Raw genomic sequence first — 23,346 nt, forward strand, 5'->3', positions numbered from 1 at the left:
CTTTAATTTTTATTTTATAAAGTCTTTCTTCCAAGTTTTTCATCCATATCCGGAAACATTTTTACATTTAAATCTATACCTTTATACTCTGTAATCTTGTAAGCAATATATTGTATAGGAATTAAATATAAAATAGGTGATAAATATTCATCTATTTTAGGTAAAATTAAATGATTATTTCCTTCTGAATATCCAAAATAATAACTTTTCTTTGCATACTTATCCAAATAATGCATAATTGAAATTATTCTATTATTTAATATCTCATTATTTGAGGATAAATAAATTACAATAGAAGAATCATCTCTAAGTTCATAACATGGCCCGTGCAAAAAATCTTCCATTTCAAAAAATGATGCAGGAACTCTAATAGTTTCTGTAAATTTAGTCTCTCCTTCTGAAGCAACCCCTAAGCAGCTACCATAAGAAACTAAAATTAATCTTTTAGCATTTATTAATTCTTCTTTATTATTTTCAACCCAAGAAATAGAACTATTTATAACTTCATTAATATTTGATATAGCTTCTTCTATTTTCTTTAATTCTTTATTGTATGTTTCTAAATCAATATTTGAATTCATTAACCCCAATTCTAATGCTAATAACATTAAAGTTAATGAAGTAGAAAGCATACCTTTAGTAACAAAACCTATTTTTTCTTCACCGCAATCTATTTTTATAAAATGTTTACACACTTTGGCTAATGAAGAATCATCAAAGCAAGTAACTGCAAAAGACTTTTCAAAATTATTAACTTTTTTCACTGCATCTATTGTGGAAGAACTCCTTCCAGTTTGAGATATTCCAAAATAATAAACATTATCATCATTGCATTTATTTGAATAAGAAACAAACTCTGAAGGATTTTTATATTCTATTTCAACGTTTAAAATTTTTTCCATATATAATTTGGAACATAAAAATGCATTCAAAGAAGATCCTGTAGTAAAAACTACTATTTTTTCAGGCTTATCAATACTATATGAATCCAAAAAATCTTTAAGAATACTTTTTCTATTCACAAGAATATTCATACACACATCTTGTTCTTCTTTCACATAAGTAAACATATTAATCATTTTTTATCTCCGCTACAATATTCATTTATATCAATACTCCAAAAAATGCTCCCAATATACCAATCAATATTATACCTATAAGAAGCCAATTAATAGATATATGTTTTCCTAATAAATAATATATCAATAATGTTATACCTAAAGGGGCAATTTTAGGCATTATACTGTCTAATATATTTTGTATAGTTATTGGATTTTCAGCAGCACCTATATTAAATCCTACATTAATACTAACATAATCAGCTGTCATTCCACCTATTACCATTAAACCGACTATAGCTATGGCATAATTTATAGATGTCATAATTCCTGTTTCATTGGCTTTCTTTAGTACATTAATTCCCATATTATATCCCAAGAATGTACCAACATATCTAATAATATAATGCGGTATATTAAAAACTAATAAAAATAAAATAGGTCCTATTATACTTCCTTTAAGACAAAAACCAGCCGCAATACTAGTAGCAATTGTTCTTAAAGTAACCATAACCACAGCATCACCTATTCCAGCTAAAGGTCCCATTAAAGCAGTTTTTACAGAACGAATTGTTGTATAATCTTCTTCACCTTTATTGGCTTTTTCCTCCTCTAATGCAACTGTAACTCCCATTATAAAAGTAGAAACTGCTTGTGTAGTATTAAAAAATTCAAGATGTGTAGTTAAAGCTTTTTTTAATTTTTCCTTATTATCCCCATAAAGTTTTTTTAATATTGGAATTAATGCAAAGCTAAATCCCATATGCTGCTGCCTAACAAAATTCCAAGTCCACTCTAATGGCATAGAACGGAAAAACATTAATATTAAATCTTTTTTAGTTATTTTTTTATTATTATTATTTTCCATAATTCAAATCCTTAAAAATCATCATCTTCATCTGCAGAAGAACTTCCTGTATTAGTTTTTAGCTGATTCCTATTAGTAACTATTATAATAGCTAAAATTACACCTAATATTGATATAGCCAAAGAAGGAAGTTTTAAATATGCTGCCAAAATAAATCCTAATATATAAAATACAGCTACGCTTTTGTTAAGCATCATTCTAAGTAAAACAGCAAAACCTAATGCAGGCATAATTCCTGTAGATATTCTCATACCTTCTTTAACAAAATTAGGAATAGCATTTAATACTGAAGTAACAGCACCGCTTCCAAAATAATAAGAAACACCTATAACCAATCCTATTGGTAAAGCTCTAGTAAAAAATCCAGTAATAAATTGTAAGTGGCTTAGCTTATCAGCTTCTCCATTTTCAGCAAATTTATCCGCCACCTTTATTACTAACGGATATACAAAAACAAATATAGCATTTTGTATAAGAACCATTAAAGTTGCTATTGGAAGTCCTAAAGTAACAGCATTTTCTACTCCTGTACCTTGATCTATAGAAAAGGCAGTGGCTAATACTGTACCAGTTATAAGTTCAGGAGGTAAAGAAGCTCCTATAGATACATTTCCTAAAAATACTAATTCTAATGTACCTCCAATAATAACTCCTGTAGGAATATCACCCATTAATATACCAGTTAATGCTCCTACAACTATAGGTCTCATAAACATAGAGGTTCCTGTAAGGCCTTTTTCTACGACCATTATAAAAAAACCTAACAGACCTAAAGATATTGATGTACTCAACATTTTTAACTCCTTTAATTAAATTTCTTTTAAAATTATTTTCTGATCATTTGGCAAGGCTCTAATCTCTATTTCTAAATTAGGATATTCTGATATTATTTTTCTAATATCCTCCTGCTCATCTGGTGTTACTGATACAGATTTAGAAAGCCTTTTGGAATTATCAGGATGCTTTGTTCCACCTAAATTAATGCTCTTTATAACATTTGTATTTCTTGTAACTTTTAGTGCATCCGTAATATTTTCAAATATTATAAATAACTTATAATTGTCTGTAACACCATCATTAATAGCTTTTATAGAATCATCTACTGTCTTAAAAACTAATTTACAGTTATTGGGCTTAGCTAGCTTTAATGTTGTTTTAGTGATATCATCATTAACAACATTATCATTTGCTATTAAAATACAATCTATATCTAAAGATTGTAACCAAGCAACAGCAACTTGCCCATGTAAAAGTCTATGGTCTACTCTAACTTGTTTTACCATAAAAAACTCCTTAAAAATCGTCATTATCTAATTTTAAATCTAAATCATTGCAAAATATTATAGACTCTTTTGCCTCTGATATAGCTTCCCTTATTATATTGTCTATAGATGAATCGCTATTACTATTTGATAAAATTTCTAATACAACAGGTATATTTATTCCCGATACTATCCTTACTCTTTTATCATTAATATGTTTCATGGATTCATTATTAACACTGCCGCCAAAAATATCTGTAAAAATTATTAATTCATCATCCGAACCTAACTTTTCTAAATACCCTTTTATTTTTGAATTAATATCTGTTTCCTCACCATCTAAATAAGCAGCTATTGTATCTAAATTAAAATTATTACCCAAAAGCATCGTAATTGTAGATTTCATTCCAGTGCTCATTTCTCCATGAGATATAATTAAAAACTGCCTAAACATAATATCTCCTAATATAGATTATATAACATTATATAACGTTATATAATGTTATATAATCTATTATAATAAAAAATAAGGCATTTGTCAATAAAAACAAATTTAAATTTTAAATAAATTCAAATAAATAATTTAGCTAAACAATGTATTTTTTAATATATATAATTAACGATGAGTTATTCTAAAATGAATTTAAATTTACTGGCTATAAAATATTGTTCGGTAAAATGAATCATATTATTTTCATTTTCAGCAACTATAACTTTCTGAATTAATAATGGCTCTCCATATTTAACTGATAATAATTTACCAATATTTCCTGCTATATCTGCCTCTAAATACCATCTGACAACATATGCTGGAAATACATTATTTTTATTTAAAGTTTTATACAAAGAATCTGATTCAAATTTTCCATCAAGTAAAAACGGATATTTATTATATGATAAATAATTTTTTTCATACATAGGTATATTATCTATTGTTCTAATTCTATCAATTACAATTACCTTATCAGATTCATCTAACATTAAATACGACTGCATATCTTTATCTGCATTTGATAATGATATATTTATAATTTTTGATGTAACTATATGACCAGAAGAAGTAAATAAATCACTAAGAGCTACTGGTTTATTTCTCATACTATTTATAACAATTTTTTTTTCTATTTTTTGTCTGATTACAAATGTGCCCTTACCTTGTCTTTTTACTAAAACTTGTTCTTTTATTAATTCATTAACAGCTTTTCTTACAGTAATTCTGCTCACATTAAAATGTTCCATAAGTTCCAATTCTGTAGGAATGTTATCACCATGTTCTAATTTATTTACGTATTCTTCTTTTATAAAATTTTTCACTTGTATATATAATGGCGTCATTTTATCAGCAAACATATCTACTTTCATGCTAAAACTCCTATTATTAATATATTATATATAAAAAAAAAATATTTAACAATTCAAAACTAAATTATATAAAATATAATTTATATTTTGTTAATGACTATTTGTATTATACTAAACTTTACTATATAATAATTCAAAATAATAATCGGGATTATAAAAAATAATGAGTGAAAATTTAAAAAATGAAATACTAGAACTTGTTAAAAGTGAAGATATAATAAAGCCTACTAGATATTTAGGCGGTGAAATAAATGCTATAATAAAACCTGATATGCCTTTTAAATTCGTTATGTGCTTTGCGGATATGTACGAAATAGCAATTAGCAATTTAGGGCTTTCTATACTTTATGAGGTTATTAACTCTATAGAATATGCTTCCTGTGAAAGAGTTTATGCAGTAGCTGAAGACTTTGAAAAACTTTTAAGAGAAAGGAATATACCTCTTTATACTTTGGAAACTTTCAGCAGAGTAAAAGACGCTGATGTTTTGGGATTTACTTTGCAGTATGAGCTTATATATACAAATATACTGCAAGTACTCGAATTAAGCCAAATACCTATACATAGAGATGAAAGAGGAGATGATGTACCTATAATAGCTGCAGGCGGGCCAAGCGTATTTAATCCATTCCCTTTGGCTGATTTTATTGATGTGTTTTTATTCGGTGAGTTTGATTTTGAGATGAAAAACTTTGTAGATATAATTTATAATCTCAAAAAAAATGGAGCTAAAAGAGATGATATTTTAAAAGAGCTTTCAAAACTTGAATACGCTTATGTTCCGAAATACCCAAGAGAGCATGTAAAAAGAATATTCGTTGAAAATATTAATGAAATGCCTTATGTGAAGAAACCTTTAGTGCCTCTTGTTGAAGGCATTCAAAATAGAATATCCGTTGAAATAGCTAGAGGCTGTACTCATAGCTGCAGATTCTGTTTGGCTGGTATTACTTATAGACCAGTAAGAAACCGCACTATAGAAAAGATAGTTGATATAGCAATGGAATCACTTGAGGCAACTGGAGCTAATACTTTAAATTTATTTTCTCTTTCTGCTGATGATTATCCTCATATTGGAGAATTAATAGAATATTTACAGACATTAGGAGAGCATAAAGGATTTTCTCTTTCTCTGCCTTCATTAAGAATAGATTCATTCGATAAGGACACAGCAGACAGAATAGCACAATTTAGAAAAACAGGTTTAACATTTGCATTGGAAGTTGGAAGCCATGAATTAAGAGAAAAAATCAACAAATCAATGGACGAAGATGCTATATACAATATACTTGCAGATGTTCAAAAAATGGGCTGGAAAATAGTAAAAATTTATTTTATGATAGGATTCACTGATAATCCAGATAAAGAAGCAGATGAAATAATAGAAGCCCTTGAGAAAATGATAAAGGTATCAAAAAATAAAGTAAAAATAAATGCCGCTATCAATGTATTTATTCCAAAGCCTCATACACCTTTAGAAAATAATAATCAGCTTACAGATGAAGAAGCAATTACTTATATAGGAAAGGTACGCGATCATTTCAGAGGAACTAAAGCAGCTATAAAATATCACCCTCCTAGAATGGCAGAAATTGAAGGAATAATTTCAAGAGGCGATGAAAAAATCGGGGATATCATTTATAAAGCATATAAGAAAGGTGCCAGATTTGATGCATGGGTAGAATATTTTAAATACGATGTTTGGAAAGAAGTAATAGAAGAAAGCGGATACACAATAAAAGAATTATTAAGCAAGAAAATAAATATGCCTTGGAAATGTATTGATACTCTTGTAAGTCAAACATTTTTTGATAAAGAATACGAAAGATTTCAAAATGGAAAATTTACAGATTACTGCTTTACGGGAAATTGTCAGAACTGCGGCATAGATTATAAAAAATACTGCCATAAATACAAAAAAGAAGTTTTAAATACAAACTTCACTCAAATGGTTGAAGAATTAAAAACTTTAAAGAAAAGAGATATATTCGCTGTAAATTATAAAGTATTAATGAAATTCAAAAAAGAAGGCATATCATCACTTTTAGGAATGCATGATTTATCAAGAGTTATGATTTGTGCTTTAAAGATTGCAGGTGCAAGCATAGCATTAAGTAAAGGTTTTCACCCATTAGAAAAAGTTGTGTTCACTCCACCTACTCCATTTGCATGCGAGAGTGAAGCAGAGTACATGGAAATAAGTTTAACTGATTCTATAGACATAGACTTATTAAAAAACAAAATAAACAATTTACTTTCTCATATAGGCATTGAAATAATTAATGCAGTATCCACTCCTTTAAATGCTAAAAATATTCAAGCTCTTCCAAAGAACACTATTTACAAGATAGAAACTGACAATGATGAAGAAGCATTAAAAATATTATCAAACAAGGAAGATTTAAGAACAAGCGAGGAGAGAAAAGGTGATTATTTAGCTATAAAGAAAGGCGATGATTTACTCATAACACTTTTAGAGAGTGAGCAAAAGGCTATAAGGGTACGCGACATAAAAAGCTATCTTTCAAAGAATAATATCAATATAAAAAATATTAGAAAGTTAGATTTGGTTTAATTGTTTATTTTGTAGTTTTTTATATAACAGTATATCAATTACTAATATAATAATTCCAATATATAGGTGGATTATCATGAACAAATATTATTTAGAAAATGCATTTGAATTAAACAAAGAATATCCTAATACTTTTGAAATACCTTCAAAAAAAGAAATTGAATCTTTAAAAGTTAATGATTTAGTTAAATTAATTTTTGTTGAAGAAAATGATAATCCTGAAACAATGCCTGAGAGAATGTGGGTAAAAATCATAAAAATAAATAAAGACAATTTCATTGGTATATTAGACAATTATCCTTACTATATTGAAAGTGTAAAATATGGTGATGAAATAGTTTTTAAAATAGAAAATATTATTGATATATATTAATTAAAAATGTATATTTATACATATGTTATCAACTTTTTCCCACTACCCACACTCTGCGGACCTCTTCAAAGTTACTGCCTACAGCATGCAGAGTAAAAAATATTTTAATTTTATATCTTATAGTTTGTATAAATGGTAAATAGAATATAAATTTAAAAAAATATTGGTGGTAGCTAAAATAACAATTGAAATTAAAAAAGAAAAATTATACAGAAACATCATAAAAAAATTTTAAATATATAGGGTGGGCAAATGTAATTAAACTTTTATTACATACCCCGCCCTTTATTCTTTATCACTATATTTTGAATTTTAATATTAATTGTCTCTAAAACTTGATAAGAATTTATAACACCCGCCCAAGTTTTTATTAGATTTAAAATCTCTTTAACGCACGGTGAACAAAATGAATAATATAATAAAATTTGAATTATGAATAAATTCATATCTATAGCTTCATTCTGCGTGCGTAAAATGTATAATTTGTAATATAAGAATATAAAAAATAATAATTTTTTTAGTAATAGTAATATTATTTGTAGAATTATTATTGTCAATAGATGAAAATTACTATAAAATTAATGTCCTATTTTAAAAAAAATTTTTTAAAGGAGTTTACAAAAAGTGAACAAAAAAACATTATTACCAATCATTTTACTAATTTCCTCTTTTATTGTTACCTGTTGCAGTAAATCAAATAATTATGCTGATACAGTAATAACCGGAACAATATATACATCTGAGGCAGATCAAAAAATAGTATCTGCAATTGCGGTAAAAAACGGAGTATACCAATATGTTGGGGACGAAGAAGGGGTAAAAGCGTTTATAGGTGATAATACCGAAGTTATTAATTTAGAAAACGGTATGGCAATGCCTAGTTTTTTTGAAGCCCATGCTCACACAGCTAAAGGCGGTCTTTTAAAATTATATCAAGTGCAGTTATATTCAGGTAAATCCGTAGATGATTATGCTAATAATATCAGAGATTTCTATGAAAAAAATAAAAATGTAACTGTATTAAGAGGAAGAGGCTGGAATAATGGATATGCTCCTGTAACCGGCCCTACAAAAGATGTACTCGATAGTATAACATCAGAAATACCTATAGTTATGACTTCTGAAGATGGTCATGCTGTATGGGTTAATTCAAAAGCAATGGAAATAGCAGGAGTTAATGCCGATACTCCAGATGTTGAAGGCGGAGTTATAGAAAGAGACCCTGTAACTAAAGAACCTACTGGAACATTCAGAGAAAAAGCAGCAGATTTAATTACTCAAAAAATTCCAGATTTCGGAGTAGATGAATATAAAAATGCAATACTGGCATATCAAGATGAAGTATTATCATATGGAATAACATCTGTTTTTGAACCTGGTATTAATACAGTTGGGCCTTCTGATAATTTTTTTACAGCTTTAAATGAACTTGATAAGAATAATGAATTAAAATTAAATTTCTTTGTTGGCTACAGCTTATATAATACAGATGACCCTAAAGAAAAATTTGATAAAATATCTCAGCTTAGAAAAGATGTAAACGGAAATAAATTCAAAATGACAACTTTGAAAATATTTGCTGATGGTGTAGTAGAAGGTAAAACAGCTTATTTACTTGATGATTATGCATCAGACAAAGGATTTAAAGGTTATAAACTTTGGGAACAAGATTCTTTAAATGACGTATATCTTAATGCTCAAAAACTAGGTTTACAAATACATGTACATTCTATAGGAGATGCAGCTACTAGACAGGTTATAGATGCATTTGAATATTTAAAAAATACTACAGGCGAAACTAATAAAAGACATGCTATAACTCATTTACAATTAGTTAATAAAGATGATATAAAAAGAATGGGAGAATTAAATATAGTTGCAGTTACAAATCCATATTGGTTCTTTAAAGAAAAAGGATATTTTTATGAATTAGAAGTTCCTTATTTAGGAGAAGAAAGAGCTAATAAAGAATATCCTATGAAAGACTTATTTGATGCTGGCTGTGTGGTATCAGTTGCAAGCGATTATCCTGTAACAATATCACCTAAACCTTTAGATGCAATACAGTTCGCTTCTACAAGAATGAATTTACAAGGAGAAGGTGATACATTACTTGGAGCAGATCAAATAGTAAGCGTTGAACAGATGATGGACTGTGCCACTATTAATGGAGCTTATCAAAATTTTGCTGAAGAAAGTTTAGGTTCCATAAAAGTAGGAAAGAAAGCAGATTTTATTATATTAGATAATAATATACTTGAAATAAATCCTCTAGATATAACAAAAACTAAAGTATTAAAAACTTACTCTGACGGAAAATTAGTTTACGAAGCAGCTTAAAAATAAAATTAATCATTAAAAGCCCCGTTTATTATTTAGAATAATGAACGGGGTTATTCTTTATTTCCTTTTAACTTATCAAATAAACTTACTACTGCCGCTATAATCAACCCGATTATACAAGCTATTCCTCACATATATACACCTCCTTATTATTAATTTAATTATACCCTGATATGGTATAAAGTCAATATTTAAATGATAAATAAATACCCCGCCTTATCTATTAAATAAAGCAGGGTATTTTTACGGGATATTTTTATATAATATCTACATTAGTAAATCATATATCTATAATAATTTACTGCCAAAAAATATTTCCTATAGGATCAAGCCATATAGTTATTGTTTTATAATCTTTAGGTACTGTAAAAAGTACAGAACTTATTGTAACAGTTAATTCGCGTGATCCATAACCAGCAGTGGTACTTTCCCAATTAGAATTTGGAATAAAATTTATATCACCAGTAGTATAAGTTAGATTATTTTTTAGTTCTTCTAATATTTTATTTTGATCAACATACATAGGATGAGAAGTTATATTATATTCGCATTTAGGTCTATATGAGGTACCCAAGAATTCTCCTTGTCTAAAATCAAAATATACATAATCTCCAGAAGGTGATATAGCTTGAATGTAAATAGCTGGTAGTTTTTTGAAAGCTTCTTCTATCTGAGTTCTAGTTAATTCCTGACCAGGTATTCCAATAGAATTATCTGGAGCAGTTACACTTTTGGCACAGCTAAGTAATGATAAACTCATTAATATAGATAAAATTAATAATAATTTTTTATTCATTTTTCTCTCCTAGTATTAATTAAATCTGTAAGTTAATTGACCGCCGAAGGAAAGAGTACTTATATTTAATTTACTTACTTCAGCAAATAAATCAATATTAAAATCTTCACCTACTATAAAGCCCATACCAAAGAATCCTGCTATACCAGCTCTTGTTATAAAATCAGTATTCAAAGTTTTATTAGCTTCATCTAATTCTTGAGGTTTTCCAGCTTTAGAAGGTATAGTAGTTGTCCAAGTAGTTTCTGCCTGTATCATCAAAGCAGTACCAGCTCTTAATTCCCACCATTCAGCAGGTCTCCAAGTAGTACCTATAGGAAGTTCAGCATAAGGAATGAATTTTACTTCGCTTGTATATCCAGCAACACCATAGCTAGAATTATTACCTTCTTTGATATAACTATTTCCAGTATTAGTTACTGCTACACCTAAAGAAGCTTTTGGCTCCATAGCAAGCTGAACTCTGTCGTCTGCTAAACTCCATTTTAATGGGAAGCTAACATACAAATCTCCAGCAAAACGGTCTTTTCCCTGTTTTGATTCATACTTTATATTTTGACCTGGCTCAGTTCCGTTTTCTCCAAAATTATTATTAACACCAAAACCTATATTAGCACCTACTGTAATGCCTGTCATAGGGCCTGCTGCTAATGCTAAATTAAATTCAGGATTCAAATATAAAGATATATAATCTTCTCCTGTATAATTTACATAATCAATCTTTGTGTCTCCAGTTTTTCCTTTATATTTCATATTATTAGCATGGAAAACTATTCCTACAGGTATAGTTAATTTATGCTCGCCAAGTTTAATAGAAGCAGCTATTTCATGTTTCCATTCTGCATTATTCTTTATATAAGAATAATTATGATTAAGAGTTTTATCAATATATTTATCGATACTATATAAAGGACTTCCGCTAACACTAGGGCTAAATTCAAGATAATAATGTAAAGCTGCCACTTCATTTATTCTAAAAGCCACTCTCATAGCTGCCTGAGAATTAATTGTGTATTGGTTGCCGCTAACATTTTTATCTTTATCTTTTGATATATTTGCACCATCATCGAATTTATATTTTGCTGCAAAACCTAAATACATATTATTAGGCAAAGCTATACCAAAAGCTCCTTGTATAGCATTATTATTCATTTTACCTATTGCATTAGCTAATGCATCTTCTGTACCGTTTCCAGTAGTTGAAAAACTGCCACCGCCTAAATATCCAGCTGTTAAGAATGATCTTTGTAAATCAAATATATCTTTTGATTTTATTTTATCTGAATCTGTAGAGAACTGTCCTGCTGTTGCTCTTTTTACCGCTGAATTGTCTAATGCCCAAGTATCAGTGCCTTGTGCAAATACATAAGCTGAAATTAATGCACAGCCTAATAGTACAAACTTTATTTTATTAAAAATTTTTAACATAATTAATTATCTCCAAAATTATTAATTAAATCTGTAAGTTAATTGACCGCCGAAGTCCATACTAAAGAAATTCAATTTAGCAACTTCAGCATATAAATCAACATTGAAATCTTCTCCTACTATGAAGCCCATACCGAAGAAACCAGCTATACCAGAATATGTGTCATACTTAGTAGTGTCAGCTATTTTTTGTCCATTAGCATTTTCTCCGCCAGTTAATGTTATAGTGCTTCCTATTACTAAAGCTGTACCGAATCTTAATTCATACCATTCAACTGGTCTCCATAATGTACCTATAGGAAGTTCAGCATAAGGAGTAATTAGTAAATTATTACTTTTTGATTTAACAGTAGTTGTTGCATTATTTACAGTTGTATTTTTTTCGCCAAAATTATTTATATCAAAGTCTAAAGAAATTTTAGGCTCCATAGCCAATGATACCTGATCATTAGCAAGACTCCATTCCATAGGGAAGCTAGCCCAAACACCTACATTCATGCGTAAAGCTTTTTCTGTAGTTTTATATTCATTTTTTACATAAGTTACTGTTCCTGTAGTGTTTTGTTCATAAAAAGTACCATTTTTACCTACATTGTTATTAAGACCAACTCCAAAATCAAGTCCCATATTGATACCAGTCATAGGTCCAACAGGAAGATTTAAGAAAAACTCAGGCTTGATATTCAATTTTACATAATCATCACCACTATAATCAGCATTCTTAATGTCTACATCAGATATTTTACCTTTCTGTTTTACATTATTGGCATATACATCAACACTTACAGGTATAGTTAATTTGTGTTCTCCGAATTTTACTGCTGCTGCTAATTCATGATTCCAATGAGCTTGATGAGTATAGGTTTTATAATCATTATTAGCTGTTTTATTTTTAGTATGATCAACTTTATATAATATTGTTGAATTAGCATCATCGCCTAATCTCAAATTATAATGTACTGCTATCATGTCGTTTATTCTTAAAGCTGCCATGAAATTACCAGTAGAACCTATTGTATATCTGTTTATTGCTGTACCTGTATTACCCTCTTTATCTGTTGTTATATTAGCTTTGTCTTTAAGATTATATGCTGCTGCTATACCCAAATACATACCTGCTGGCAAAGCTACACCGAAAGAACCTTGTATACCGTTATTCAAACCTTTAGCAGTTGCTGTACCGTTTCCATCAGAGCTAAGAGATCCTAAATATCCTGCTGAGAAGAATGATCTTTCTAAGTCGAATATATCCTTGGCGTTTACTTTGTCTGAGTCTGTAGAGAATTGTCCTGCTGTTGCTCTTTTTACTGCTGAATTGTCTAATGTTAAATCAACTGCAAATGCTGATGATGAAATTAATAAAGAACCTAGTACAGCTGCTAGGAACTTTACTTTTTTGCTAACTTTTTTCATAAAGTTATCTCCTAAAATTGTTTTTTTTGTTTTTTTATTAAAATTCTTATTCAAGAACATTAATAGCATAATGTATGCTGAATAAATAAGATTATTCAGCAATACTAGAAAAAAGTTTTATTAATTTAAAAAATACGCAATTATACATAAATATAAATATAAATATAAATATAAATATAAATATAAATATAAATATAAATATAAATATAAATATAAATATGGTAATATCGTGTATATTTTAACAAAAATAAACGATTATTCAATAGTTAATACATCTTTTTTTAAAATTTTTTGCTTTTTATTAAAAAAAATTGAATTTTTTATAAAAAATCATGTTTTTTTATAACTTTTTATAATTTTATTGGTTTCTCATTTCTCATAATATAATTTAAATATTATAAAAACTTACACCTAATAAAATAAAAACGCATAAGATAAACTAAAATTTTTAAATAATTCAACTAGAAAACATGGTAAATTAGGTAATCAATATAATTAAAATTTATATAAAATTTTATCAACAACATAAAATTAGTACCATTTCATACTAATTTTTTAACTGCTCTTTTATAACTGTGAATGAAATATGAAAAAATAATATTGTATATATAAAATACTTTTGATAATTTTATGTAATTACCATTAAATAAATTAAAAAAGCATTATTTTAGATGCCCGCCCTTTAAGCTTTAAAATTTTTTTGGTAATTTTATATATTGTTTTTCTTTTTTACTATATCTGTTTTTTAATACCCGCCCAAAATTTTTTTAAATTTATTATCCATTCAACGCACGCAGAATGAAATTAAAAAGTATAGATTTACTTGTATTCAAATTTTTATTATATTGTTAATTTAGTTCACCGTGCGGTAAATGCATTTTAAAGTTACTCCCCCACTTGGGCGGGTGCTGAAATTTTTAATTATGTAATCAAAGAAATTGAAATTAAAATTTGAAAAGTTTTTAATAAAGAATAATGGGCGGGGTATGTAAATAAAACTTGTTTGCATAATAAAAATCTGTAACTATTAGTAAATAATAGATACAGATTAATTATAAAATTTTTAAATTATTTTTTTAATGATTAAAGTTCTTTATATATGATATCAGAAATGAAATTAAAATATTTATTTGTTATAGATTTGACATTTTCTCTTGCATTTATTTGGGCAAAACCGTCATACTTCTTTATCATATCTATATCATTATTAGAATCGCCTGCTACTATAACCTTTTCAAGTGTATTATCTTTTTTGATAAGATTTTCTACAAAAGAAACTCCATTAGCTTTATTAACAGTATTTTTTACTATATCAACTGTTCTTATATTCCCATAAGCAATAACATCATCAAATTTTTCATTAATAATATTTGCAACTTCCTCTGTAGCTTTAGCATCAGGAGTCATTTTGTTTATTTGTATAATATGATTTATAGTTTTTATATCATTAATAGATATTTTTTTATCAACTCTGAAAGGAAGTATATCATTACCATCTTTAGATTTTATTGATATAATATAATTATCATTGGCAACTTCTACAGTACCGGAAAAATTTTCATATAGGAAATTTATAACATTATAAGCAATATCATCATTAATAGTATCTTCAAATATCATTTCTCTTTTACTATTGAATACCAAAGCACCATTATTGGCTACAACATAATCAAATTCCAAACCATATCTGTCAATATGTTCAAATATAGAAAATTTATTTCTTCCTGTAGCTATTGCAAATATATTTCCTTTCTCTCTCCATTTTTTTATGGCATCGAAAACACTGTCATCTATTTTTTCATGAATATATATAGTCATATCATAATCGCTTGCAAATAATTTCATATCAACTCTCTTTTATCTTTAAAAATTTTTTATAATTATAATTTATTAAAAAATTATAACGCAATAATTATAATTTAAATTAACTATTATGCAATTATTTTATTGTTTTTTATGATATAAAATCATTAATTACTGTTTATATGAATTGAAATTATTTATATATTGTACTATATTAACATTATATAAAAATCATAGGAGTATAAAAATGTCAAAGAGATTATTATTAGGAGTTATACTTACTATCTTGTTACTATTTAGTACAAATTGTAAGAAAAACACATCTAATGCTATCAAAATAAGAATAGGGCCTGAACCTCAAACTATAGACCCAACTTTAAACACTTCAATAGATGGAGGAACTTACATAGTTCATATATTTGAAGGACTTACAACAAAAGATAAAGATAATAATATAGTTCCTGGAGCTGCAGAAAGTTGGGAAATAAGCGAAGACGGACTTACTTATACATTTCATATAAGAAGCAATGCAAAATGGTCTGACGGAAAAGATGTTGTTGCTGATGATTTTGTGTATTCTTGGCAAAGAGCAGTTGATCCTTTAGTAGCAAGCGGATACAGTTATCAATTAGAACCTGTATTGAATGCAAAAGAAATCACAGAAGGAAAAATGGATAAATCTAATTTGGGTATAAAGTCTATAGATGATAAAACATTAGAAGTAACATTGAAAGCACCTACTGCATACTTTTTGGAATTAACAGCCTTTCCTACCCTATTTCCTATAAGAAAAGATATAGTTGAAGCTAATCCTGACGGCTGGACTAGAGATGCTAAAACTTATATAGGAAATGGCCCTTTCATAATGAAGGAAAGAAAAATAGATGAAAAATTAGTTTTAGAAAAAAATACTAATTACTGGAATGCAGAAACTATTGTACCTCAAGAATTAGAATTCATACTTATGGATAATCCTACAGTTTCAATAGCAAGTATTAAAGACGGAAGTTTAGATTACGGCGGAGCACCTCCAGTACAAGAATTAGAAACATTAAAAAGCGAAGGTTATATACAAACTAATGTAAGTTTGGGTATATATTTTTATATGATAAATTGTACAAATGAAGTACTTAATGATCCTAGAGTAAGAGATGCATTAACTTTAGCTATAGATAGAAATTATATAGTAAAGAACGTTACTAAAGGCGGACAAATACCTGCCGGAGCTTTCGTACCTTATGGAATATCAGATGTTAATGGAGATTTCAGAGAAAATGGAGGTAATTATTACGAAGTAAGCGAAGATAAATATCAAGAAAATGTTGAAAAGGCAAAAGAATTATTATCAGAAGCAGGATATCCTAATGGAGAAAATTTCCCAGTAATAGAGTTTAAATCCAATCAAGGCGGAGGTAATTTAGAGATATTTGAACCTATACAGCAAATGTGGAAAAATGTATTAAATATAGATATTACTTTCTCAGCTGAAGAATGGGCAGTATTCCAACAAACTAGAGTAGATAAAAATTTTGCTATAGCTATGCATAGTTGGTTTGCAGATTATAATGATCCTCTTACTTTCCTTGCTATGTTTTTAAGCTACAGCGATCAAAACCATTCTAGTTATAAAAGCAGCGAATATGATAAACTTATAAATATAGCTATGAACAGCGGAGATAATAATGTAAGAATGAAAGCATTTCATGATGCAGAAAGAGTACTTATGAATGATATGCCTATAATACCTTTATATTTCCATACAACATCAGCTTTAATGCGTCCTAATTTAAAGGGTGTATGTTTTGATAAATTGGGTATGAATAGATTCTTCTATGTATATAGAGAATAGAGAAATATAAAAAATAATTAGGGGTATAGTTTAATCGCTGTACCCCTTTTTTGAATTTTATATGTCCTAATAATAGTTAATAATCTTTTTATTACTATAAATACAATTCTTACTTATTAATAATTTCAAAATATTATTAATAAAAACATATAAATGATTTTTGATGAACTTAAAAATTTTTAATATATAAAAATCATTCGCCTATTATTTTTATCAATACTCTTTTAAGTCTTTTACCGTCATACTCGCCATAAAAAATTTGCTCCCAAGTTCCGAAATCTAATTTACCATCTGTAATAGCTACAACAACTTCTCTACCCATTAATTGTCTTTTCATATGAGCGTCTGCATTATCTTCATAACCATTATGTTTGTACTGACTATGTGGTTTTTCCGGAGCTAGTTTTTCAAGCCAAACTTCAAAATCATTATGAAGTCCGCTTTCATCATCATTTATAAATACGCTTGCTGTTATATTCATAGCATTGCATAAAACTAAACCTTCTTTTATTCCGCTTTCCTCTAAACATTTCTGAACTTCAGGAGTAATATTGATATAACCTCTCCTCTTTGGATAATTAATTTCTAATACTTTTCTATAGGATTTCATTATTCTCCTCCAAATTATTTTTATATTTAATTATGAAACAATTTTATTATTTATTATCGGTGATAAAAATTGCTGTTATACAATTATTTTTCGAGCTGATAATTTTTTATATTTGTTGTTCTTTTTCCAGCCGCATACGCTCTGCGGACTTCGTCAAAGAACCTTATATCCTCGACAGGCTCGGATACGCTTCGCGAGAGGCTATATTGGGCTTTAATTTAATAAATTATATTACATGTAAGACAATTTTAGTATGATTTAGTACCAATTTTATAACTTGCACTTTTTGCAACTTTTTGCGGCGGGAAAAAGTTGAATAAAAAAATGACAAACTTAAAAATTTTCAGTATATACCTAAACAAATATATTTTGTCAATTTTCACATTTTTATAAATATAAATTAAATTTTTTTATAAAATAAAAGATTATCTAATATTTAAGAAATATATTTTAAATGTAATATAGATTTATTTATTTTGTATAATAATAAGTAATCAGCCACACTTATAGAGAACATTCGGTAAGAATAAGCGATATTGTGCGGGTTGCCACTACGGCTAGTAGTTGACAAACTTAAAAATTTTTAGTATATACCTAAACAACTATATTTTGTCAAAAATAATTTTTTTAAATTTTAAATATCTGCAGGGCTTTGCCCCGCACCCCACTTCTTTTGGTGACCCAAAGAAGCAAAAGGACTATAATTTAGCTTAAATTAATAACCTATCTTACATGTAAAACAATTTTAGTATGATTTAGTACTAATTATGTAATTGCACTTTTTGCAACTTTTTGCGGCGGGAAAAAGTTGAATAAAAAAATGACAAACTTAAAAATTTTCAGTATATATAAAATAGTTATTAAATATTAATATTTAAATAAACTTAATTAAAAATCATTAATACAAAAAAAGAGGAAACATTTTTCAATGCTTCCTCTTTTCAATCTATATAAAATAATTAATATTTATTAATTATCTTTTACTTTTTCATCTTCATCTTTTTTCTTTTCATCATCGCCTTTAGCTAAAGTTGCAGTTTCTTCTTGTTTTGGTTTAGGTCTTAAAGAGTTTAGTAAAGTGTAAGCAACTGCCACATTTTCCTCACCTGAAGAAGAAGCTACTCTGAAAGCCATAAGAGAAGAATATCTGCTTCTGCCGTAAGCGTATCTAAATCCTATTTCTACAGATTCACCAGCTTCAATATCAACTTTCTCAGTATCAAGTACTATAGTAGATAATGCCTGAGCTAAATCTGTTTTAATAGTTACATCATTTTGTTTTTTAGAAGTTCTATTAACTATAGTAAGAACTCCTGTTCTGTTTCTCTCATCTAATTTTACAGTAACATTAAATGGGTTTTCTGAATATTTTTCTTCTATTCTTGAAACTATAGAAGCATTTATATTAGCCCATTCTCTTATACTGTTTCCAGCACCTCTGAATTTTGACCATAACATTCTTGATACGTCATGGAAGAATATACCTCTTATTCTGCTGCTTCTATTGAATTTAGCTTCTGATTCATATACTCTTCTCATATATTCAAGCTCTGGTCTTAAACTTCCGTCCTGAAGTCTGTTATCTATCATGTTGCCAACTAATACATTGTACTCACCTGATAAATATTGAGGCCAAGCTGCTAACATACCAACATGCTGTGGACGGCTAGCTTCATATATCATAACTGCATCATAATCTATACCAGCATCAAAGAACATATAAGGATCTTGACCATGTTCCTGTCCATGGTTCCAACCTAAAGTAAATGCCCATAATTTTTTCTTAATACCTGAATCTTTAATAGCTTTTATTATCAAAGACTCTTTATGAGCTCTGAACCATCTCCATTTCATACCTATTTCTTTTCTGCCTCTATTAACAGCAAGCCATCTCATACGTGCTGCTTTACTCATAGTAGACCAGCTAGCAGGAACATAAACACCAGTAAGCTCTACCATCTCATCTACCATTTCATAACCGTCAACTTCTCCGGTACGTATGAAGTCAAGTCCTACATAAGATACATTAGGGTTGGCATCATATCTTTTTAATATATCTATAATATCTTGAACTCTTTTTGGATCTGATAAAGATATATGTCTGCTTTCTACTAAACTTTGTGTTGCAGAATTATAACCTACAGAAACATCATAACCGCCTTTTCTAGCTCCGCCGCCTGCAGCAAAATAACTCATAACATAAGCTCCAAGCTCAACATCGCCTTTAGCTTTACTTGCTGCTAAGTTTTCTATATTCTTAATCATAGCTTTAGCCCAAGGTTCTTCTGGAGTTATACCTGCTGTCCAACCTGTAGTTTGTCCGCCTATAGCCCAGAATATATCGCATTTCATGTATCTTATCCAGTCATATATAGCATCATAACTGGTAAGCTCGCCTGTTTCTACACTAGGTACTTTTTTAGTAGTTAAATCTATTGCATACTCTAAAGTAGCAATTTTCTTAGTTTCTTTAGCTGAAGGAGATTGTCTTCCTTTTACAGTAAAATCTTTAGTATATCCATAAACTCCGTTTTTAGTTTGAACAAGAACTATAGCTTGATATTCTCCCAAAGTACCGCCAAAAGGATGTAAATAAGTACCTTTATATTGAGAATTCTCAACTTTAAATACATTTATAGGATATCTTTCATCTCCATTTTTTCTTACTATTTTATCTTTTTTATATCTTACATATATACTTAAATTCTTAATAACATCTTCTGTATAAACTGAAGCATTTATAACAACTGGTTCATATCTGAATACTGATATTTTAGATAAATCTATTGCTACTCTTGGAGCTTCTCTGCTTCTTGAATTTTGTATAGCAATATCAATAGCCTCACTAAGTTTATCCGCTGCTTTATCTGTAGTATTAGCATTAAACACCATAGCAGGAAGTACATTAGGATTAGGCATATCACTGCTAAGCTCATCATCGCTTAAAAGCATATTCTGACTCATATACTCTATATCAGAATCAACACTAATCTCTTCATCTGTATAAATATCATTTAAGTCAACAGCTAAATCATAATCGTATATAGGCTTAGAACCAACCATAGAAAGAGAATCCGGATTATACATATCTATTCTATGACTCTTATCCGATTCTTCAGCTAATTTGTTAAGCTCATTAAGATCATTGATTTCATTATTATAACTGACTATTGTCAATCTTTCTCCTATACCAAAAGTTAAAGCAACCAATGATATAGATACTAGCAGCAATATTGTAGTGGCTATTATACTTTTTTTCATCTTTTGTTTAGTTCCAATTTTTTATAATTTTATTATATATTAGTATTTTGTCTAGCATGTTTTGAATGTTTAGGGTGCTTCGCTATTTGCTTTTTCAAATGTGAAGAATCCACATGGGTATAAATTTCTGTAGTTGTAATATCTGAATGGCCTAGCATTCTTTGTACGGATCTTAAATCAGCTCCATGCTGTATAAGATGTGTGGCAAAACTATGTCTTAATGTGTGAGGGTAAACATTTTTATCTATATCGCTTTTTTTCATTGTTTCTTTTACAATCTTCCAAATGCCTACTCTTGAAATCTTATCGCCTCTGAAATTCAAAAATAATTCGCTTGTCTTTTTACCTTTTACCATTATAACTCTGCTGGTTTGAATATATCTTTGTAATATATCTAAGGCTCTGTCATTAATAGGAACTATTCTTTCCCTATTGCCTTTCCCTTTTATTTTTAAACATTTTTCTTCAAATGAAATATCTTCAATTTTAAGAGAACAAATTTCACTAACTCTCAAACCTGATGAATACATTAATTCAAATATAGCTTTATCTCTTAATCCCTTGTCAGTTTTTTCATTAGGTACTGCTAACAAATCATCTACCTCTGTAGTTGTAAGCGATTCCGGCAATACTCTCTTTAAACGTATAACTTCCAAATTATCTGTTGGATTCTTTGAAATATAATTTTCCATTACCAAAAATTTATACAGATTAACTATGCTTACTTTGTTTCTTGCAACTGTTCTTGATTTTGAACCTTGCTCTTTTCTCTCACTTAAAAATTTCTCAATATCTTTTCTTGTAGCTTTTAAAATTGTTTTTTTATTTCTACCTAAAAAATCAAGATATATTGCAATATCTCTTTTATATGATTCTAGTGTATTTGAAGATAAACCTTTCTCTACTGCTTCATAATTTAAATACATTGATAATATTTCTTGATCTGATACCTGTTTAACTGACATTGAAATCTGCCTCTTAATTTAAGATAAATATACAAAAATAAGCTGACTTGAATAGTTAGTCTGTAACTTGTCAACCTAACATAATTATCGACAATATTTACTATTTATTTAAACATAATACATTACTTAATAAAAATATTACATTAACTAAACATAATTTAAAAATTATAAATTAATTTTAAAAAATTAAGATAATTATAATAATATAATTAAAAATATATTTTGTAATAATACTAAAATGAATAAAGTGATTTTTTTAGACAAAAACGAAAATCCATACAAGCCTTCAAAAAACATTATTAAAGAGCTTGAAAAATTTGATGTTGACTCTCTAAGATTTTTTCCAGAGTATAGTCCTGAAGAATTAGATGAGGAAATGTCTAAATACCTTAATATAGATACAGACAATATTATATCTGTAAATGGTATGTATGAGGCTTTTGCATGTATAATAAATTCTTTCGATAAATATAAAATATATTTGGAAGAACCTTATAGAGATTTATATACTAAAATTTTAGAATATTACAAAATGCATTATGATGTAATAGAAGCCAGAGAAGATTATAATATTAATCTCAAGAAAAATATAAGAAGTAAAAATTCTATTATAATAACAAGCAATCCTAATGCTGAAACCGGAATGTTCATAAACATAAAAGAGATTGAAGAATTCTTAAAACATTATGAAGGAATATTTGTAATAGATGAATCTTATATTAATTTTGCAGGAGAAAGTTCTATTAGATTAATCAATGATTATAAGAATTTAATTATTATAAGATCAATTGCTCATTCTCATTCTATATCAGGACTTAATATTAACTTCATAATATCAAATTCAGAAAATATAGAAAATATTTCAAAATTAAGACAGAAATATGGTATAAATAAAATATCAGAAACTATTGCCATTGCTGCTATAAAAGATGAAGGCACCGCATACAAAAATACATTCGATATAATTTTGGAAAGAAATAGATTGGATACTATATTAAGCAAAGAAGGATTTATAGTTGTTCCATCAAGAGCAAATTTTTTACTGATAAAACATGTTAATATTAATGCTAATGTTCTTTATGAAGAATTAATAAAAAGAAATATAATAGTAAAAAAATATGATAGCGAAAGTATATTATCTAATTTCTTAAGAGTTACTATATCCACACATAAAATAAATAATATATTTGTAAATGCTTTAAAGGAAATAATTAATAATAGTATATAGCTTATATATAACTTTTAATTATATTTAATAACATTTAAATTGTAGCTACCTAACAAATATTAATCAGATTTAAAAAATTCTTAAACGCACGGTGAACTAAATTAAAAATATAATAAAATTTGAATTTCAAATGAATCTATATTTTTTATTTT

Annotated in this window: 18 protein-coding genes; 5 read left to right on the top strand and 13 right to left on the bottom strand. The window is 27.8% G+C overall.

The genetic code is table 11. The features are described 5' to 3' along the window. Positions 1-14: 14 nt before the first annotated feature. The 6 genes from R4K56_RS08065 to R4K56_RS08090 form a co-directional block, all read right to left on the bottom strand. A complete protein-coding gene (locus R4K56_RS08065; protein WP_335771854.1) occupies positions 15-1,079 on the bottom strand; it encodes an SIS domain-containing protein in 1,065 nt (354 codons plus the stop codon). A 25-nt stretch (positions 1,080-1,104) separates the two neighbouring features. Next, complete coding sequence (locus R4K56_RS08070) at positions 1,105-1,926, bottom strand: PTS system mannose/fructose/sorbose family transporter subunit IID (protein WP_335771855.1); 822 nt, start codon at positions 1,924-1,926, stop codon at positions 1,105-1,107. 11 nt (positions 1,927-1,937) lie between these two features. Continuing rightward, positions 1,938-2,720: a PTS mannose/fructose/sorbose/N-acetylgalactosamine transporter subunit IIC gene (locus tag R4K56_RS08075; RefSeq protein WP_335771856.1), complete on the bottom strand. Its 783-nt coding sequence runs from the start codon at positions 2,718-2,720 to the stop codon at positions 1,938-1,940. 15 nt (positions 2,721-2,735) lie between these two features. Next, positions 2,736-3,209: a PTS sugar transporter subunit IIB gene (locus R4K56_RS08080; protein WP_335771857.1), complete on the bottom strand. Its 474-nt coding sequence runs from the start codon at positions 3,207-3,209 to the stop codon at positions 2,736-2,738. Positions 3,210-3,219: 10 nt separating this feature from the next. Then, a complete protein-coding gene (locus tag R4K56_RS08085; RefSeq protein WP_335771858.1) occupies positions 3,220-3,642 on the bottom strand; it encodes a PTS sugar transporter subunit IIA in 423 nt (140 codons plus the stop codon). A 173-nt stretch (positions 3,643-3,815) separates the two neighbouring features. Continuing rightward, positions 3,816-4,550, bottom strand: coding sequence for a GntR family transcriptional regulator (locus tag R4K56_RS08090; protein ID WP_335771859.1), 735 nt, complete (start codon positions 4,548-4,550; stop codon positions 3,816-3,818). A gap of 163 nt (positions 4,551-4,713) precedes the next feature. Between R4K56_RS08090 and R4K56_RS08095 the strand changes: the two genes are divergently transcribed. From R4K56_RS08095 to R4K56_RS08105, 3 genes are all read left to right on the top strand, one after another. After that, on the top strand, positions 4,714-7,125 hold the full coding sequence (locus R4K56_RS08095) for a TIGR03960 family B12-binding radical SAM protein (RefSeq protein WP_335771860.1): 2,412 nt from the start codon (positions 4,714-4,716) through the stop codon (positions 7,123-7,125). Between the two features lie 76 nt (positions 7,126-7,201). Beyond that, complete coding sequence (locus R4K56_RS08100) at positions 7,202-7,498, top strand: DUF2314 domain-containing protein (RefSeq protein WP_335771861.1); 297 nt, start codon at positions 7,202-7,204, stop codon at positions 7,496-7,498. Positions 7,499-8,122: 624 nt separating this feature from the next. Continuing rightward, positions 8,123-9,838 carry an amidohydrolase gene (locus R4K56_RS08105; RefSeq protein ID WP_335771862.1) on the top strand — a complete coding sequence of 572 codons (1,716 nt, stop codon included), beginning with the start codon at positions 8,123-8,125 and terminating at the stop codon, positions 9,836-9,838. Positions 9,839-10,139: 301 nt separating this feature from the next. Here the strand turns inward: R4K56_RS08105 and R4K56_RS08110 are convergent, their stop codons facing one another. The 4 genes from R4K56_RS08110 to R4K56_RS08125 form a co-directional block, all read right to left on the bottom strand. Then, positions 10,140-10,637 (bottom strand): hypothetical protein, encoded by a 498-nt coding sequence (locus R4K56_RS08110; RefSeq protein ID WP_335771863.1) that lies wholly within the window; start codon positions 10,635-10,637, stop codon positions 10,140-10,142. A gap of 15 nt (positions 10,638-10,652) precedes the next feature. Next, positions 10,653-12,065, bottom strand: coding sequence for a hypothetical protein (locus tag R4K56_RS08115; RefSeq protein ID WP_335771864.1), 1,413 nt, complete (start codon positions 12,063-12,065; stop codon positions 10,653-10,655). Between the two features lie 21 nt (positions 12,066-12,086). Further along, entirely contained in the window at positions 12,087-13,478 is a 1,392-nt protein-coding gene (locus R4K56_RS08120) for a hypothetical protein (RefSeq protein ID WP_335771865.1), read from the bottom strand. 1,083 nt (positions 13,479-14,561) lie between these two features. Further along, positions 14,562-15,323: an HAD-IIB family hydrolase gene (locus R4K56_RS08125; RefSeq protein ID WP_335773192.1), complete on the bottom strand. Its 762-nt coding sequence runs from the start codon at positions 15,321-15,323 to the stop codon at positions 14,562-14,564. Positions 15,324-15,528: 205 nt separating this feature from the next. On the opposite strand from R4K56_RS08125, the gene R4K56_RS08130 reads away from it, so the two are divergent. Next, positions 15,529-17,130: a peptide ABC transporter substrate-binding protein gene (locus R4K56_RS08130; protein ID WP_335786900.1), complete on the top strand. Its 1,602-nt coding sequence runs from the start codon at positions 15,529-15,531 to the stop codon at positions 17,128-17,130. A gap of 193 nt (positions 17,131-17,323) precedes the next feature. Here R4K56_RS08130 and R4K56_RS08135 read toward each other — a convergent pair whose 3' ends face one another. The 3 genes from R4K56_RS08135 to xerD form a co-directional block, all read right to left on the bottom strand. After that, positions 17,324-17,740 (bottom strand): secondary thiamine-phosphate synthase enzyme YjbQ, encoded by a 417-nt coding sequence (locus R4K56_RS08135; RefSeq protein WP_297298823.1) that lies wholly within the window; start codon positions 17,738-17,740, stop codon positions 17,324-17,326. 969 nt (positions 17,741-18,709) lie between these two features. Next, entirely contained in the window at positions 18,710-21,001 is a 2,292-nt protein-coding gene (locus R4K56_RS08140; RefSeq protein WP_335758354.1) for a hypothetical protein, read from the bottom strand. 32 nt (positions 21,002-21,033) lie between these two features. Further along, a complete protein-coding gene (gene xerD / locus R4K56_RS08145) occupies positions 21,034-21,966 on the bottom strand; it encodes a site-specific tyrosine recombinase XerD (RefSeq protein WP_335759585.1) in 933 nt (310 codons plus the stop codon). Between the two features lie 238 nt (positions 21,967-22,204). Between xerD and R4K56_RS08150 the strand changes: the two genes are divergently transcribed. Continuing rightward, positions 22,205-23,194 (top strand): pyridoxal phosphate-dependent aminotransferase, encoded by a 990-nt coding sequence (locus tag R4K56_RS08150; protein WP_335758356.1) that lies wholly within the window; start codon positions 22,205-22,207, stop codon positions 23,192-23,194. The last annotated feature ends 152 nt before the right edge of the window (positions 23,195-23,346 follow it).

The organism is Brachyspira pulli, assembly GCF_036997785.1.
GTDB classification, from domain to species: domain Bacteria; phylum Spirochaetota; class Brachyspiria; order Brachyspirales; family Brachyspiraceae; genus Brachyspira; species Brachyspira pulli.